The sequence below is a fragment of the Bacillus badius NBRC 15713 genome (assembly GCF_001591605.1).
Classification (GTDB): domain Bacteria; phylum Bacillota; class Bacilli; order Bacillales; family Domibacillaceae; genus Pseudobacillus; species Pseudobacillus badius.
The window spans coordinates 1-17,764 of the sequence record NZ_BCVF01000028.1 but is presented as its reverse complement, the minus strand read 5'-3'; the positions used below and the strand labels follow the sequence as shown (position 1 = coordinate 17,764).

Here is a 17,764-nt window from a genome sequence, read left to right as displayed (position 1 = left end):
CTGATCTAGAGTGACCCTGTCTAATTGGTCCCGTTGGCTTAGGCTGCGCTTCAAAAGTCCAAACGCTTTGTACGTCTATCCTAACTTTGTCCACTCTGTTGATTGGAATGGAAGGCGCGAAGACTCCTGCGGAATCAGCGGGACAGGGGAGACCCCGCAGGTGCCTTGGCGCTGAGGAGGCTCACCGCCCGTTCCGCGGAAAGCGAAGCGCCTGGAATGGAAATCAACAGCTTCCATCCACAAGCAAAATAAAAAAGCCTGCAGACAAACCGCCATTTTCATTGAGTTTGTCTGCAGGCTAAGCTGCCCCGCACTGGGGACAGTTTTGGTAGTTATTCAATCGGAAGCAGATAGCCTCCATCAAAAAAGAACAGGAGCTTATAATCTACTTTTCGCTTCCAGATGCGTTCTACAGCCTGGGCATACAATTGAATTTGCACCTCATAACGCTTCTTTAAAAGAGGACGGGCTTGTTCCATGCCTCCAGGAAAGCGGCCTGTAATTTGATCGGTTTTATAATCAAGCAAATATAGCTTTCCATCTTTTTCAAATAAACAATCAATCACACCCTGAACTAAAACTGCTTCTTCAGGACCTTTCCAATCAGGATAAATCTCACCGGCATCTATAGCCATATTAAATGGTGTTTCCCGGTGAATCTCTTCCGCCTGCAGCAGCTCCCGGCCAATATCTGTACGGAAAAAGAAAGCTATCTTTTCCGGATCAACAGACGCGGCTTGCTCTTCTGTCAGCAATTCGCGGGCAACGAGCGTGCGCAACAGCTGCCCGACCTCTGCCGCATCTGGAGCTTCCTGAAGCGGCACATGCTGCATCACCGTGTGAAGAGCTGTTCCGGCCTCAGCCGGTGTCATCGACTTTGTCTGCATAAAGGACGGACGGCGAAAAACCGGACGCTGATAATGGCGGGCAAGGTCATTGTCTGCTCCCTCATTGAAAATCTCATTCATCCGTTTTAAATCGGACACAGACTGCTTCGACCGCAAGTGAGTGGCAGCTTCATATTCATAGGCCCAATTCATCCGCGCTGTTATTTCCTCTTTAAAGGATGAAGAAGCAGGCACGGGCTCAAAAGCTTGCACCCTTTCAAGCAAACCGCCGTTTGCCTCAGTCTGCTCAAGCGATGCCGGCTGCAATGCCTCCGCGTCGACGGTTTGAATGGACCATCTTGACGGATGATCCACAAACACAGAAGGACGGGTTTGCTCCGCTTTTGTATAATCAAGATGGCGGACGAGCGCCGGACCAACCCAATCAAGATAAGATTTAGCCGAAACTCTCGCTGCACTGCCCAAAAGCCAATCCGGATGCCGCGCAGCCCTTTCCCACTTGGCCGCTTCTTTAGCTGCGCTTTTCACTGAACCGAGCAAGAACAGCTTTTCCTTTGCCCTCGTTAACGCCACGTATAAAACACGCATTTCTTCAGCAAGCAGCTCAAATCGTTTTTTACGCTTTAATGCCAGCTGCGGCAATGACGGATAGCTGATTCTCTTTTCCGCATTCACATATTTAGTGCCAATGCCGAGCTCTTTATCAAGCAAATAGCTCTTATTCAAATCCGTCATATTAAACGACCGGTTCAAGCCGGCGACGAAAACAACAGGAAACTCCAGCCCTTTCGAAGCGTGGATCGTCATCAGGCGGACGACATCTTCCTGATCACTTAAAGCGCCGGCCTCCCCAAGGTCTTCTCCGCGTTCCTGCATCCGTTCCACAAAGCGGAGAAAGCGGAATAATCCCCGAAAAGAAGTTTCTTCGTATTGCCGCACCCGGTCATATAAGGCGCGCAAGTTTGCCTGGCGCTGCTTTCCGCCCGGCATGCCGCCCACAAAATCATAAAAATGGGTGTCATGATACAGCTGCCATACGAGAGCAGACAAAGCTTGATAGCGGCTAAGCGAACGCCACTCGGCTAACTGTTCAAGAAACTTGCTCACCTTCTCATGCAGTTCCTCATAACGCGCTTCCGGCCGGGATGCCGCAAACGCCTTCGCTGCTTCATAGTAAGAGCCTGACTTGGAGGCCAGCCGGATAACAGCAAGATCGTTTTCCGTACAGCGCATAATGGGAGAGCGCAGCACGGAAGCGAGCGGAATATCTTGGTACGGATTGTCGATGACCTTCAGCAAAGAAAGCATGACAGCAATCTCCATCGTTTGGAAATAGCCGCCAGCAACTTTTGCGTGAAGCGGAATGCCGGTGCGCTTAAATTCTTCCTTGATTACACCGGCCCACGTCATCGAACGCAGCAAGATGACGATATCGCGATATTCAACCGGCCGCTCACTTTCAGTTTTCGGATCATAGACAGGATGTCTAGACTCGACAAGATCCTTGATTTTCCCGGCTATCCATCTCGCCTCAAGCTCAGACTGGGCCGCGTCTTTCATATCAGGATCCTCGGACTGCCCTGCCGCTTCCTGGTCGATAATCGTCACCTCCACCGGAAACGGCTTCTCTTCCGGATAAGCGGCTCCCTTCACCAATTCAGCTTGACGGTCATATTCAATTTCGCCAATTTTCACATCCATAATCTGCTTGAACAGAAAGTTTGTGCCCGCCAGCACTTCTGCACGGCTGCGGAAGTTTTGCGATAAATCAATGCGCAAGCCGCTAGATTGGCCGTCTGTTGAAAAGCGCCGATACTTGCTCAAAAACAAATTAGGCTCTGCTTGGCGGAAACGGTAAATACTTTGCTTTACATCCCCGACCATAAAGACATTGCCGTTCTCTTCATCTCCTGTTTTTACGAGCTGAATGATCGATTCTTGAACAATATTAAAATCCTGGTATTCATCGAGGAAAATCTCTTTAAATTGCTCCTGATAAGCTTGGGCTGCTTCAGAAGGACCGCCTTCCTCTCCAGTTAAAATAGCTAGCGCTAAATGCTCTAAATCACTAAAATCAACGATTCCTTTTTCGCGTTTCACAGCCTGAAACTTGCCAGCAAATCTTCCGACCAAGCGAGCAAGCGCAGCAATCAGTTCCTTCATCTCTTTCATGCTGCTAATATAGCTTGCCGGTTGATGCGAGAAATATTCTTCTTTCAGCTTTTCAACAATCTTTTTTGCTTCCGTGCGCAGCTGCTTGGATTGCTCCTTCAATTCTTCGTCATATGCTTCTCCCTTGTAGCTTTTCAGCGTCTTAAACTCTACTTTTTGCATTTCTTCATAGAGCTTCTCCCAAGAAGGAAGCGCTTCTTGAAGCCTCAAGATGGTTTGCCGCTCGACAGTAAACATTTCTTCACGGGGAGCTGGGCCGCCAGGCATCTGGGCCATCTGCAGGCACTCCGCGAGCATTTCTTCAGCAGCTTCAAGCTGCAGCTCAATATAAAAATTTAAAGCCTCCATAAACGGCAGCTGATCGATTCCCCCGCTGCCGCTTTCGTCATACATTTGTGAAAGCCCCTCCAGCCACTCATCAGGTCTCGGATGGGACTGCGCAAAGTCATACAGCGTCTGGATCATTTTTTGCAGCTCTTCATCGCTGCGGTCACTTGAGAATGTATCAACAAGCTGGTAAAACCCTTCATTGCCTTCTCTGCCATACTCTTCTTCCATAAAATCATCGAGTACTTCTTCCCGCAGCAAGGCCAGCTCCCCTTCATCAGCAATTCTAAAAGCAGGGTCCACATCAATTAAATAATAATATTTGCGGATGACTTCCAGACAGAAAGAGTGGAGAGTAGAAATAGGCGCCTTATTTAATAAGGTCAACTGCCGGCGCAAATGATTAGATGACGGATCTTTCTCCATTTCTGCTTCTAGTGCTGTGCCGATCCGGTGGCGCATTTCAGCTGCCGCCGCATTGGTAAATGTGACAATTAGCAGCTCGTCGATATTTATCGGTGCTTCTTTATCAATAATTTTGCGAATAATCCGTTCAACAAGAACAGCTGTCTTTCCTGAGCCGGCAGCAGCCGCAACGAGGATATCGCGCCCTTCTGCGGTGATCGCCTTCCACTGGTCATCCGTCCAGGATACATCTTTCGGTTTATCAGGTATGATCAGCTCCTTCATATGTTAGCTGCCCCCTTCCTTTAAATCTTCCAAAATATCTTTTTTCGGCACGATCAGCCGGTAGTTATTCTCTTCAAGGGTCTCATCAAACTGGCAAACCGGGCGGTATGAACAAAAGTTGCATGGCGTACTGTCTTTATATTGGTAAGGATCGATATTCACTTTACCGCTGACAATTTCATCACCTGACTGCTGATATAGCCGCCGCACATGCTGCCTCATCCCGTCAAACACCCTTCTGTCCGCTGTTTTAGAAAATCTTTTATCCAGCTTTCCGCTTTTCGTGTAAGAAACAGGAATGATAGGAGATGCCCCTTCTCCAATATTGGCATCCATCAGCTGAAGCGATTCTTCTTCCCCGAGGATCAGGCCGCTCATCTTAAACTTCTTAAATAATTCCCGCTCAATCTCTTCCAAGGTTAATAGCTTTTTGCTGCTGATAAAAGGATTGTGCACATGAAAGTACAGCACTCCTGCCGGATGAGCCTCTGTTCCGACCAGCTCCGAGGAATAAGTCCAGACGATATCCAAATAGGTCAGCATCTGCAGGGCAATTCCGTAATAAACCTCCGTCAGATCCAAATCGCGCCCGCTCGACTTATAATCAATGACGCGCAAGTAAATGCCATCCTCGCCCTTAGCCTGATCCACCCGGTCAATGCGGCCGGCCAGCGCCATTTTCGTGCCGTTCTTCAATGTAAAAGCCAAAGGCGGCAGCTTTTCCCCGGGACCGAAGCCAAGCTCCAGACCGACAGGCGAAAATCCGCTCGCTTTCGCTTGCCCGCTCAGCGCATAGGAAGCCCGTCCAATGATTTGCTCCAGCTTCCTTGTCAAATAAAGATGACGGTTAGAGCTTAACAAAATTTGATTTTGCAATTGCGGTGCCAGCTGCTTAACCGCCTCGCTTGCTAATTTCTGGCATTGTGCTTTTGACAGCTGTGCCCAATTTAATCCTTGCCGCGTCACTTCATCAGCAATCCACTTCAAAGCGCCATGAAACAAATTGCCGATATCAGGCGCTTGGAGCCGGAAAATATCCCGTTCTCTGAGCTTTAAGCCGTGCTGGGCAAAATGAGAGAATGGGCAACGGTTAAACATCTCCATTCTTGTAACGCTAGCCAGTATTTCTTCCCCATATAACTCCGTGCTGGTGGTTTCATCAAGCTGCTCTGTATCGTTTCTGTAAAACAGGCTGGACAGCACCTGTTTCGCTTTTTCCCTCTGCTTCGGATCATCTATATAGAAGTTGTAAACATCCCACCAAAAATCGTACATCGGATAATGAAGCCGTTTGGATTGCAGTTGGGAGGTTAAATAAGACAGAGTCGGATTGGGATGGCAAACATATTGAAGCTGCTCCCCTTCGTCCAGCTCCGATGGTTCATTGACAAGCAATTTTTCCTTCATTGCCGGAAACAATTCCTTGATTCGTTTAATAAAGAAAGACGGCAGCAGCGTCTTCCCTTCGTCATCGGCAATAGGGTAAGAAAGATACAGCTGTCTCGCTGAAACAGTAAATGCCCGGTAAGCTGTAAATTCTTCATCAAGCATTTTTCTCCGGCTGCTAAGTGCAAGCTTCATTCCGCCTGCCAGCAGCCGCTCGCGGTCTTCATCAGCCAAAATGCCGGCCTCCATTTGCCGGGCAGGCAGCACTCCATCATTGATCCCAATAACAAAAGCCGCTTCGATCTCTCCAAGGCGGGACAGCTCCAAATTCGCTACTGTCACTTGATCAGCAGCCGGCGGCACAATAGCAAATTCCATCGCTTCCAGTCCGGCATCCACAATGACAGAAAAGTCCTTCAGCGTCGTTTTCTCGTCACCCAGCACCTCCACGTACTGATCAATCATTTCCATTACTGCATTCCATGCCTGATTGTGCTCCCTCGCTGTTATCAAGTCCCCTCTGCTTTCCGCTTCCATACTGAAGGTTTCCAGCTTTTCCGGAATCCGGAGTTCCTCCAAATACAAATAAAGAGCTTCACCATATTCCTTGCCGGTCTTTGCCTTCTTCAACCTGCGCGAAAGCCGGGAAATGGGTTCAGACAAGAGTTTCCTCACTTCATTTAACTCAGCCTCCATTGCCTTCTCTTCATCTGTCTGCACCTTGTTCACTTGTTCCAGCCCTCTAAAACGGCGATAGCTCCAATCCTCTTTTTCCGTCCAGCGGTCCCCCTTCACTCCGTAAGCAAGCACATAGTTTTCCAGCCGGTCTGCTTTCTCACGCAGCACCTGCCAGTTAGCATCTACAGGAAACAATAAATCCGTTTTTACTGCGCGAAAGACTGATTCATACCGCCAGTTGCTATTAATCACTTCGAAAGTGGCGCGAATGAGCTCAATAAGCGGATGATTCATCATCGGACGCTTTTGATCAATGAAAAAAGGAATCTCATAATCACGGAAAATCGTTTCCACTAATTGCTGATAATCTTTGCCATTCCGGACAAGTACAGCCATTTGCTTAAAGCGCAGGCCTTGCTCGCGGGCAAGCCTCCGGATTTCCCGGGCTGTCCCCTCAATTTCCGCTCTTCTGCTCGCCGCTCTAATCAGACAAAGATTATTGGATGGTTCAAATGGAACAGGCGGCCGGCGGTCGAAATATGCCTCTAAATGGGCTAGGCTCTCTTCTTTATGCCGTTTTCCAGCCGTCAACATCATATCCTTTTCCACTTGAATACCGTTTTCGATAGCTAAATTGTATACATTGAAGTAGGTATCACCGGTCAGGCGGAATAAATGGGTGTCCTCAGGCGGAGCCAAACGAAACGGAGCATCAGTTGTTAGCGCAATCGTTACTTTCTTAGCCTGTTTCATCAGCTGCAGGAGAACCGTATATTCCTGCGGAGTAAAGCTGTGAAAGCCATCAACGTATACCTCCGCCTTCTTTATATAATCGGACGCAGAAGCCGCTTCCGACAAGAGACTCAAATAATCCTCCGAATCAACATACTTGCCGATGAGCGCTTCTTCAAAATCGCTGTAGATTGCTTGCAAGTCGTGGAGCTTATCTTTCAGCGCTTTGGCTCCTCCGTTGCGCTCCAGCTCCTCCTGCTTTGCCGCCAATTCCTCCGGAGTCACGCAATACCGTTTAAATTCTGTGAGCATACTCTCCACATGGCTGATAAACCCGTTCTTTCCAGCTGCTCCAGCAAATATTTTTAGTTCCTCTTTCTTGTCCTCAATAATTTTTCGGATGAGCATGTTTAAACCGGAAGAGGAAATGTGGCGTCTGCTCATGCCCCCGGTTTCCTGCAGCACCCGCCAGGCAAGCCGCGTAAAGCTATATACTTGAGCTCGGATGATGCCGCCGAGTTTTGGATCTGAGGCTAATGTATATTCCGATAAGAAAGTCATCTGTTCCGGCACAAGATAAATAATAGGATTGCCGGCCGGCTTTTCCATCACTTTTCCTTTGATCGTCTCAAGCATTTGTTTCGTTTTGCCGGTACCTGACCGGCCAATGATAAATTGAACAGACACAACTTTTCCCCTCCAGTAAATTTCAGACAAGTCGTCTGCAGCTGCAAAGTTATTCTTTTATCATAATACAGATCATACGTTCTGTCATCTTCCTTGAATAAAAAGGAAATTAAAAAAAGAGCAGATTAACCAGCTCTTTTATCCCCTTTCCCTTTCTTTTCCTTCTTTTTTATTGAAGTATCTCTCCACCTGCTTGCCGGCTGCCCACAAAATAAAAATGACGCCGCCGAGAATCGCGGTGCGGACCGGCTGCTTGATTAATGCAAAGAGATCGTACCCGATAAAGCTGATCGAAAAAATCATTACAACTTTCCCCGCCATAACTGCAAGCAAATACTGTCTGATGCTAATATTCGATAATCCTGCAACAATATTGACTACAGCTGAAGGAGTAAACGGAAAGCATAAGAGCAAAAAAACAGGCCCAAAGCCGTGCCGGTCTACCCAATCCATTAGCCTCTGTACTTGAGAGTGCTTATGCAGAAAAGATAGCACTTTGCGCTGTCCGTAGTTTCGTACAAATAAAAACACAAGAAAGGCACCGGTAACAGACCCTCCCCACGATAAGAGGAATCCCCACCAAAGCCCGAAAGCACTGGCATTTGCCATCACAAAAACGAACAGAGGCAAAAAAGGAAGGAAGGCTTCGATTAACGGGAGGAAAAAGCCGGGAATCGGCCCGAAGGATTCATATTTATGAATAACATCCATTATATTTTCAATTGTAAACCACTCTCGCAGGCTCGTTATATCCATCATGTTATACCCCTTGTATCGACTGATATTTGCTTTTCTTATTTTACCATAACTGGCGCCTCAGCTTCATTGAAGAGGCTTGGCAGCAAAAGAGAAGCAGCCGCTGAAGTAATTCTCTTAAAAAATAATTTTCTAAATATTTTAAAAGTTTTGGTTGATTACTTTCGGGGTATCACATATAATAAGAAAAAGGTATCTGAGGTGATGAAAATGGAAAACAATAATTATTTTGCCGAAATGATGAAGTCCCCGATGCCGCGTGAACAAGTGAAAAATGCAACTGCTGCTTACATCGACAATTTGCTTAATGACATTTTGTTCAAACAAGAAAAACAAAAGCTGATGAAAGCGATCGATCAGTCCTTGGATGAAGGAAATCGCCAGTCATTTATTGAACTATCAGCGCAATTAAACGAATTAGAGAAACAATTTAAAAATAATTAATCCTTCTTTATGCTCTCCTCTTTCATATTAAATTCCCCTTATGGCGATAAGTTAGGAATCGGAGGCTGACTCAAAGAAAACAAATACATGGCACCCCTTTTAAAGGGGCGCCATGTATTTGTGGGCTAGTTCCTGCTTTTTTGAGCGCTTACTCCTCTGTTCTCTTCCATTTTCTTTCCTTGTTTATCCGGCAGCGGATAAGTTTCAATCGTATAAATACGTTCAGCCATGGCCGGATGACTGTACCGGAATATTTTCACAAGCCATGGCGGCTTTACTTCTGACAGCCCTTCCCGTGCTAATTTTTGGAAAGCGCTGATTGCCGCTTCTTTGTTTTGTGTCATCTCAATGGCATAAGCATCCGCCTGCTTTTCTTCAAAGCGAGAAATAGCGTTGGAAAAAGGGCTGGAAGCAAACATCATCATGGAAAGAACGAGCAGAAGCAGGGGCAGTGACCTTAATTGGGACAACTCCTGGATTTGAAGCTCTTCACCATGCTTTCTGACCAGTTTTTCCATCCACTTGGCCGCGAGCCAAAAGCCAAAAAAGGCAAGAACCAGATAGCTGCCGATACCAATATAAATATGCTTCTTCACATAATGAGCCATTTCATGGGCCATGACGAACAGCACCTCATCGTCATCCAGCTTATTCAATGTGGTGTCCCACAAAACAATTCGGGCATTTTCTCCAATCCCTGTAACATAAGCATTCAAAGAGTTTGTTTCCTGCGATTTATTGACCTCATATACATGATCGGCCGGTATATTTGCCTGATCAGCAAGTGTTAGGATCTTTGCCTCCAGCTTCTTATCCTTTAGCGGATAAAAATCATTATAGAGCGGGTCAATCACCACAGGCTGAACATACATCATGAAAATCGTAAAGGGCACAAATAGAGTCCACGCCGCCAGCCACCATTTTTTCTTAAACCTTTTCATCAGCGCATATAGAACAAAAACAAGCACAGTCATAATGACATAACTAACCCAGAAGTCGATCAATTCATTTTTCATCCACTGCGGAAATGTCTGGGCAGAAATTTTATAAACCCTGGAATAATGATAACTAATATACTGAAGAGGGAATGCAAGCAGAAATGTAAGGAAAGATAGATAAAACAAGTAAATAGCCGTTTGGCCAAACGAAAAGCGCACCGTTCCCTTCGACCATTCTTCAAATTTTCTTGAGAGGCCGAAAACTAAAATAAATAAATAAACGAGCCATTCAAATGGAACACTGATAAAGAATAGGAAATTTTTTATCGTCGAATATTTTTGAGCAAGAGCCTGTTCTGCCCCGCTTAAGAAAACAGAGGGGTCGGCGCTTGTCCCTTTATAAATCTCAGGAAGCCCTCCGGATGCCAGTCCATATAAATAGTAGTAAATGGCCAGCGCAAACAATCCGTATCCCAATAAAGCATAAACGGCCCACCTCTTCACTGTCCGCCTCACTCCTTTCCTTCTCCTTTATTATATGTAATGCATAAGCTGTCCAGTTAGAACCGAAAAACAGAATTGTCCCTGCAAGTTTTCATTATGACAAGCAGCGATTGGCTATGCTAGAAATTTGTCCACATGAGCTTTATCTTATTCATTTTCTGCTTCTCCTGTTCGTGTCTTTCCCAAGAAAAAATGGCTTGAACGCACCTGATCTGCATGCCTTCAAGCCCACATCTCCTATTGTATCTTCATCTTTGCAGCACTTGCTGCTTTAAAGCTCTTCTTAAAATTTTTCCTGTCGTATTTTTAGGGAGCTCTTCTAAAAACTCAACTTGCGCCGGCAATTTATAATCGGCCAGACGGCTGCGGCAATAGTCAAGCAGCTCCTCTTTTGTCAGCTTTTCATCTTTTGGAACGACAAAAGCAAGAACCGCCTCCCCATAATCTGGATCGGGCACGCCGAACACAGCCGCTTCAATCACATACGGATGGCTGTATAATACTTCCTCCACCTCTCGCGGATACACATTGTAGCCTCCAACAATAATTAAATCCTTCTTGCGGTCAACGATGTAAAAATAACCTTCTTCATCCTTCCTGGCGAGATCTCCCGTATATAGCCAGCCGTTCTTCAGGGCGGCTGCCGTATATTCAGGCTGCTTGTAATATCCTTTCATTACATTCGGTCCCCGAACAATTAATTCGCCCACTTCCCCGGCAGGCAGCTCTTCTCCCTGTTCATTAACCACCTTGTTTTCAACATTCATAATAGAGCATCCAATAGAGCCAGCTTTCCGCGGGCGGTCGAGCGGATTAAACGCCGCTACAGGACTAGCCTCAGATAATCCATATCCTTCTGAAATTTTCACATGAAACTTTTCTTCAAAATTTTCCAGAAGAGCGACAGGCATAGAAGAGCCTCCCGAAATACATAAACGCAAAGAAGCCAAATCCTCAGGATGGCCCTCATCTGACTGATAGAGGAAATTGTACATAGTTGGCACGCCGGCAAAAACAGTGGCTTTATGCTGCCGTGCCTGGGCAAATACTGCTCTTGGGCTAAACTTCGGAAAGATAATCATCGTTGCCCCGCTAATCAGCGGAGCATTCAAACAGACACTCAAGCAAAAAACGTGGAACATAGGCAAGGCGGTGATGATTCTGTCTTTGTCGCTAAATTGCAAATATGAACCGATATCACGAGCATTTGAGTATAAGTTTTTATGAGTGAGCATCGCTCCTTTCGGCTTCCCGGTCGTCCCGGATGTGTACAAAATAACAGCTGTATCTTCCTCTGAAACGTCAGGAGGCTGAAAAGATGGAAGCCCCTTGTCGAGAACAGAGGAAAACGTTTTCATTTTCCTGCAAATCGAAAACATCTCTGGGCTGGCTTCTTTCGTTCGCTCATCCTTTGTCTCACAAATAATATAGTGCTCGACAAATGGCAAGGCCTCAGCGATTTTATCGGCAAGCGGCACTAGCACATCCAGCATAATAACTGCCTTGGCATCCCCATTTTGAAGAATGTAGCTCATCTCGCCCGGTGAATAAAGCGGATTGACAGGTATGACTGTAGCGCCCGCCCGCAATGCTCCGTAGAGGCCGATAATAAATTCCGGAGAATTGCCGACAATTAAAGCAATATGATCCCCCTTCTGAATCCCCAATGCCTTCAAACCTGATGCGAACTTGTGAACGGCTTTATTTAGCTCCTCATATGTAGAGGTTTCATTCAGAAAATAATAAGCCGCTTTCTCCCCTTGTTTGGCCGCTGCACGTTCCAATGCTGCTGAAAGATTCATTTCATCCACTCCCCTTTTAAAATGTGAATGAATAGTCATTCATATTTGAATTTTCAATATTCATTATAATTCAATTTTTTCCAGCCTGCAAGAAAAGAAAAAACTGCCGATAGCAAACGGCAGTTTCCAGCATATTAATATAATAAGTCGACAAGCTCATCCTTTGTCACTTTTCCAAAGTAATGAGGCACATCTAATGAAGCAAGCGCCTGTTTAATCGCACTTTTTTCATATTTGACACCTTGCAGCCCATTTTCGATCTCTTCTACATCTCCCACGCCAAAAAAGTCGCCATAAATTTTGCAGCTTTTAATCAATCCGTTTTTCACGTCGAGACGGGCATCAATTAAGCCGACCGGAAAGCGATGGGAACGCTGAATGTTAAACGCCGGGGATTTTCCATAGTTCCAGTCCCAGCTTTTATAACGCTCCTGTGAGATTTGTTCAATGACTTTCCAATCTTTGTCGTCCAGACGGTATTCAGGGATTTCATCCTCTCCCGCAAAAATATTTTTCATCAAGAATTGGCGAAACTCTTCGATTGTCATCGGGGTTTCCAGCAAATCAGCAATGTTCGTGACCCGGCTGCGGATAGACTTAATTCCTTTTGACTCGATTTTGTCCTTTCTCACCTTCAAAGCGGCTACGACATCATCCATATTGGTTTGAAACATTAAAGTGCCGTGGCTGAACATTCTTCCTTTTGTAGAGAATTGAGCATTCCCTGAAATCTTCAGCCCGTTGGCTAGAATGTCATTCCGTCCGCTCATTTCTGCTTGAACACCTAATTTATGGAGAGCCTCAACGACAGGACCGGTAAACTTTTTGAAGTTGTGAAAGCTGTCTCCATCATCTTTGGTAATAAAGCTGAAGTTCAAATTCCCTAAATCATGGTAAACAGCTCCTCCGCCCGATAGCCGGCGGACAACATGAATGCCCTTCTCCTCAACATAATCAACGTTAATTTCTTCAATCGTATTTTGATTTTTTCCGATGATAATAGATGGCTCATTTATATAAAAAAGCAAATAAGATTCATTTATATCTAAATATTTGACGGCGTATTCCTCAATGGCCAAGTTTACCCGCGGGTCAGTGATTCCTTGATTATCAATAAACAGCATAATCGATCCTCCGTTATAGTCCTATTTCTAAATCTTCTTTCGCCAGCAGCACAGTGCCTTCGAACTCGGCTTCCGCTTCTGCCTTCAGCTGTGTAAGCTCTCCGAAATGCGGCAGGTGAGTTAGAATAAGTGTATTGACACCTGCCTGCCGGGCAAGCTTCCCAGCTTCCGAGCTTGTCATATGGCCCGCTGCTTGTCCATCCATGCCGCTATAAAAATTACTCTCGCAAAGAAGCAGACTGCTTCCCTTAATAAAAGGAATGAATGCTTCCTGGTAAGCAGAGTCAGCTGTATACACTACAGACTGGCGGTGATTGGAAATTTTCACAGCATAGCATGGGACGGGATGAACCGTTCGCAGAAACTCCACTGTAAATGGACCGATGATAAGCTTTTCATCTGGATGATAGGCTTTTCCTATCGTTAGATCTTTGTATGTAAGAGCAGCAAAGCCCGCTTCATCCTCCTGGTGGCCATAAATCAGCAATGGAGAAACCTCCTTGCCTAAATGCTTGCTGATCAGGAGAGCATGCTGAAGAACACCGATATCCGCCACATGGTCAGGATGATAGTGTGACAATAAAACAGCGTCCAGCTGCTCGGGCTGAATATGATTTTGCAGATGGGAGAGCACCCCGCTGCCGCAATCAATGAGCAGCTTAAATCCACCTTCTTCAAACAAATAGCCTGAGCTCGCTTCATTCACTTTCGGATAGCCGCCCCAGCAGCCAATCACAGTCATGTTCATGGAAAGACTCCTTTCCGTTTCTTCATTTTTTATGTTCATATGTATTGTATTCCCCAAAGAGCTTCTGTTCAACTTCCGGAATTGTTAGACTTCTTGAAAAATTTAATCAAAAAGGGTTGACGCACAAAAACTGTTATAATACAATTATTAAAAATAAGACATCAGTTATATAACAAAAATGAGGGAGGCTACAACTAATGGTTAAAAACATCGTTGACTTTTTCAAAAACTTGCCGGCTAAACAATGCGCGAAATGCGGTTCCTATATTGAAGAACAACATGAGTGCTACGGCCATGTATGCGATGAATGCACAGACATTCAAGATTTGTAATCTGCTGCTTCTTACTCCGTGCTCCAATTCCATATTGATATAAAAAAGAAGAACCAGCTTCGCCTTGAGCTGGTTCTTCTTGTATTATTCTGCAATGGTTGCTTCCTCTGCTGCTTTTCGGCCATATTGCTTTTTAAACATCCCTCTAAAGAAAATAGCGGTAATGGTCAATGATACAGCCGCAAAGAGAAGAAGAATCATTTGGTTGCTCCACATAAAGTGGAAGTCGCCGCTTGAAATAACAGCTTTAAATGCCCGGACAGAATAGGCCATCGGCAGTACAGCATTAAACGGCTGCAACGCTTGCGGTATTAATTCTAACGGGAAGGTTCCCGCACTTGCTGTTAATTGCAAGATTAAGATTAAGACAGCGATGAAACGCCCCGGGTCTCCCCATATAGTCACAAGCATTTGAATAATAGCCATGAACGTCAAGCTGGTAATGATTACAGAGAAAACAAATAAAGGTACGCTCTCTACTTCCATTTTTAGTCCAAGAAGCAGAATAGCTGAAACAAGCAGTGACTGTGCAATTCCGGCAATAAACATCACTCCTGTCTTGCCAAGGAACCAGCGGAACCCGCTCGCAGGCCGCTCTACCGGTTCTCTCAGCGGAAAGACAATAGTCAGCATAAGAGCGCCGACAAATAAACCGAGCGATAAAAAGTAAGGAGCGATGCCTGTGCCATAGTTCGGTACGTGATGCTTGACTTCTTTATCGACTTTTACTGGCTCTGCCATCATATCGTACGTTTCTTCTGTAGCCTTTACCTCGTTGGCCTTATCAGCAGCCTCTCCAAGTTTGTCATGCAGCTCTTTCGTGCCTTCTTTCAATTCGCTTGAACCGCTTGCCAGTTCTTTTGATCCGTCGGCCAGCTTGCCGGCTCCTTCTGTCAACTTTCCTGAACCGGTCGTTAATTCTTTCAATCCGCTTCTTAACGCTTCAGCCCCGCTGGCTAATTCAGCTGAACCTCTTTGTGCTTCAGTAAGCTTTTCGCCCAGCTTGCTCATCCCGGCTGTCAATTCTTTTTCACCGGCCTGCAGTTTGCCGGTCCCTGCAGCCAGCTGGTCAGAGCCGTTCGCCAATCCGTGAACACCCTCCTGCAATTTTTGCTGCCCGGTCTGTACTTTTCCAAGACCTTCATTTAATGATTGCATATTAGGCGCAACCTGGCCGCTAATCGCCTTGTTAAGCTCTTTCGTGCCTGATGCCAGCTGCTTGCTTCCTTCCTCCAGCTTGCCAACATTGCTGCGGATTTGCTCAGCCATTTGAGCCTGTTGCTGCTCCACTTTTTTCTTAATCAGCGCAATTTCCACAGGAGAAAATTTTTGCTGCAGCAACGGCATATACTTCTCCATCTGCTGATTAATGGATTCATTCATTCCGGAAATGAGCTGCTCTTCAAACTGTCCCAATCCCTTATTTAACTGTTCAGCACCGGCAGCCAGCTGTTCGGTGCTTTTGGCCAACTCCGGAATCTTGCTTTGGAATTGCTGGACGCCTTCCTTGATTTCCGTAGTTCCGGAATTCAGTTCAGTCATTTTTCCATCTACGGTATGAAGACCGCTTTGCAGGCTCGAAAGACCGGATGCCAGCTCATTCGTTCCTTTTTGCAGCTCTTGGCTGCCCGCCGTCAGCTTATTTTGTCCTTCTCCAAGCTGTGACAGACCTGAGCTTAGCTTAGAAGCACCGCCAGCCAATTCTGTTGTTCCCGCTCCAGCCTTTGAAAGGCCTTCAGAAAACTGTACAGAACTGTCAGCAAGAGCAGCTAGATTTTCCTTAAGCTTGATGGCTCCATCGGAAAGCTTGCCCGCCCCCTCGTCAAGGTCTCCGGCTCCGTCACTGGCAGTTGTCAGCCCTTCGCCCATTTTCTTAATTTGCTCGAACATTGTTTCTGCGTAAGTCTCTGTTACACTCTTTTGGACAGATGCCCGGATTTCTTTCATAGCTGTTCCGGCCATTTGTGAGGAAACGAAGTTATAGCTTTCGTTCGGGACATATCTTAACTCCAATTTACGTGGATTGTCATCAAGTAATGTGGTGGCATTTTCGGAGAAATTAGCCGGAATTTCAATCAGCATATAATATTCCTGCTTATCGATGCCTTTCTCCGCTTTTTTCTCATCAACGATGTAAAAATCAAAATCATCGCTTTTTTTCAGTTCCTTCGCCAGTTCATCGCCGATGTCCAGGTTCTCCCCTTCAAAATCGGCACCGGCATCGTTATTGACGACGGCTACCGGCAATTTATCCAAATGGGAATAAGGATCCCAAAAAGCCCATAAAAGCATTCCCGCATACAGCAGCGGAATAAGTACAATCGCTATCATTGAAATCAGCAACATGCGGTTTTTAGCAATATTTTTCAGCTCTGCTATCAGCATAGATTGTTTCATAATTGCCTCCATATTAAAATTAATGACTGTTTTATTCAACTGGTCATTTTCATTCAAAAGAAAAGGATTTTCCTTATGTGGATAAACCCTCAAATAAGTAAAGCTCAAATAAACGGGAAATCTCTTCCTCGCTCAGCGGCGCCCCTCTTTGCTCCCAATCGAAAATCAGCGAAATATAAAGCTTAAACATGACAAACGCTGTCACTTCCGGATTGCACGGTTTAATCTTTCCTGCTTGAACAGCGAGCAGCACTTTTTCTTTAATAAAAGACAAAACAGCCTCTTCCATCATTGCCATGACATCAAGAACAGCAGGCGTTCCCATTTCTTTTCCTTCCTGAAACAGCTTGATGGTCAGTTGATGCCTTCTTCTAAATTGCAAAATTTCAAAAAGGGCTCGATGGACGTTTTCATGAAAGGTAAGAGAAGGATCAATTGCTTTTTCAGCCGCTTCCCTCATCTCAGCAATCAGCGTCTGGATAATTTCATCAAACAGCTCTTCCTTGTTTTTAAAAAATGTATAGATGGTTCCTTTCCCGACATTTGCCAGCTTGGCTACCTGATCCATTGTTGTCGCCTTGTAGCCAAAGAGTGAAAAGGATTTGGTAGCTGCTTCAATAATATCTTGTTTGCGGTCAACTGCCATCTCCTGCCTCCATTTCTGACCAAATGAACGTTTTGGTCATTTCATATAGAGTATATTACTGCAAATGCCCATGAATAGCAACTATAAAAACAGATAATTTTTTTATAACGGAACGCCCTAGCGAAAATCTATACAATAGGATCCAACAAAAACTTGGAACACCTCCACATTTTTACCCCATTGGCAATCCTGCCTCCAAGTGCAAGGCTGCGTATTTAAACAGAAGAAAAGAGGCTCTGGCCATCAAAAAAGATGGTCAAAGCCTTTTTTTCATTACTATTAGAGTCTAATAAATGTCCGGTTAATTAAAATAACGGGATCAATACTTGGGCGTCCTACTTCCGAGTACAACTCTTCCACCGGGTCATAAATAAATAAAAAATCAATCGCTGCCTCCATTTTACGAGCCAGATGATCCCCTGGCACAGGATGGTCTAGAGCGACTCTATCTATTTGATCCCGTTGGATAAGATAATGTTTCAGAAGCACCTTCCTTCCCTCAAGCGTTTTGTGCATCTATCCTAATTTTTATACAACCTGTTGATTGAAATGG

At 45.4% G+C, this 17,764-nt stretch carries 12 protein-coding genes and 1 pseudogene; 2 read left to right on the top strand and 11 right to left on the bottom strand.

Going from position 1 to position 17,764, the window contains the following annotated elements; genetic code table 11:
* Window positions 1–75 precede the first annotated feature (75 nt).
* The 4 genes from BBA02S_RS20730 to BBA02S_RS13785 form a co-directional block, all read right to left on the bottom strand.
* Complete coding sequence (locus BBA02S_RS20730; protein ID WP_041114065.1) at window positions 76–282, bottom strand: hypothetical protein; 207 nt, start codon at window positions 280–282, stop codon at window positions 76–78.
* Window positions 283–332: 50 nt separating this feature from the next.
* Complete coding sequence (gene addA, locus BBA02S_RS13795; RefSeq protein ID WP_041114064.1) at window positions 333–4,037, bottom strand: helicase-exonuclease AddAB subunit AddA; 3,705 nt, start codon at window positions 4,035–4,037, stop codon at window positions 333–335.
* 3 nt (window positions 4,038–4,040) lie between these two features.
* Window positions 4,041–7,520: a helicase-exonuclease AddAB subunit AddB gene (addB, locus tag BBA02S_RS13790; RefSeq protein WP_041114063.1), complete on the bottom strand. Its 3,480-nt coding sequence runs from the start codon at window positions 7,518–7,520 to the stop codon at window positions 4,041–4,043.
* A gap of 138 nt (window positions 7,521–7,658) precedes the next feature.
* Complete coding sequence (locus tag BBA02S_RS13785; RefSeq protein WP_041099171.1) at window positions 7,659–8,276, bottom strand: TVP38/TMEM64 family protein; 618 nt, start codon at window positions 8,274–8,276, stop codon at window positions 7,659–7,661.
* Window positions 8,277–8,486: 210 nt separating this feature from the next.
* On the opposite strand from BBA02S_RS13785, the gene BBA02S_RS21040 reads away from it, so the two are divergent.
* Window positions 8,487–8,720, top strand: a complete 234-nt coding sequence (locus BBA02S_RS21040; RefSeq protein ID WP_041100226.1) for an IDEAL domain-containing protein — start codon at window positions 8,487–8,489, stop codon at window positions 8,718–8,720.
* A 125-nt stretch (window positions 8,721–8,845) separates the two neighbouring features.
* Here BBA02S_RS21040 and BBA02S_RS13775 read toward each other — a convergent pair whose 3' ends face one another.
* From BBA02S_RS13775 to BBA02S_RS13760, 4 genes are all read right to left on the bottom strand, one after another.
* Window positions 8,846–10,162, bottom strand: coding sequence for a M48 family metallopeptidase (locus BBA02S_RS13775; RefSeq protein WP_052477349.1), 1,317 nt, complete (start codon window positions 10,160–10,162; stop codon window positions 8,846–8,848).
* 248 nt (window positions 10,163–10,410) lie between these two features.
* Complete coding sequence (locus BBA02S_RS13770; RefSeq protein WP_041114062.1) at window positions 10,411–11,964, bottom strand: fatty acid--CoA ligase family protein; 1,554 nt, start codon at window positions 11,962–11,964, stop codon at window positions 10,411–10,413.
* 134 nt (window positions 11,965–12,098) lie between these two features.
* Entirely contained in the window at window positions 12,099–13,088 is a 990-nt protein-coding gene (locus BBA02S_RS13765; protein WP_041114061.1) for a lipoate--protein ligase, read from the bottom strand.
* A 13-nt stretch (window positions 13,089–13,101) separates the two neighbouring features.
* Window positions 13,102–13,836 (bottom strand): MBL fold metallo-hydrolase, encoded by a 735-nt coding sequence (locus BBA02S_RS13760; protein ID WP_041114060.1) that lies wholly within the window; start codon window positions 13,834–13,836, stop codon window positions 13,102–13,104.
* Window positions 13,837–14,033: 197 nt separating this feature from the next.
* Here BBA02S_RS13760 and yhfH point away from each other — a divergent pair, with 197 nt between their 5' ends.
* Window positions 14,034–14,168 carry a protein YhfH gene (yhfH, locus tag BBA02S_RS20350; protein WP_065410836.1) on the top strand — a complete coding sequence of 45 codons (135 nt, stop codon included), beginning with the start codon at window positions 14,034–14,036 and terminating at the stop codon, window positions 14,166–14,168.
* Window positions 14,169–14,252: 84 nt separating this feature from the next.
* Here yhfH and BBA02S_RS13755 read toward each other — a convergent pair whose 3' ends face one another.
* The 3 genes and pseudogenes from BBA02S_RS13755 to BBA02S_RS13745 all read right to left on the bottom strand — a co-directional run.
* A complete protein-coding gene (locus BBA02S_RS13755; protein WP_041114097.1) occupies window positions 14,253–16,565 on the bottom strand; it encodes a YhgE/Pip domain-containing protein in 2,313 nt (770 codons plus the stop codon).
* A gap of 73 nt (window positions 16,566–16,638) precedes the next feature.
* A complete protein-coding gene (locus BBA02S_RS13750; protein ID WP_041099163.1) occupies window positions 16,639–17,211 on the bottom strand; it encodes a TetR/AcrR family transcriptional regulator in 573 nt (190 codons plus the stop codon).
* Between the two features lie 285 nt (window positions 17,212–17,496).
* Window positions 17,497–17,727: pseudogene (locus BBA02S_RS13745) on the bottom strand (transposase); the annotation flags it as partial.
* Window positions 17,728–17,764 lie beyond the last annotated feature (37 nt).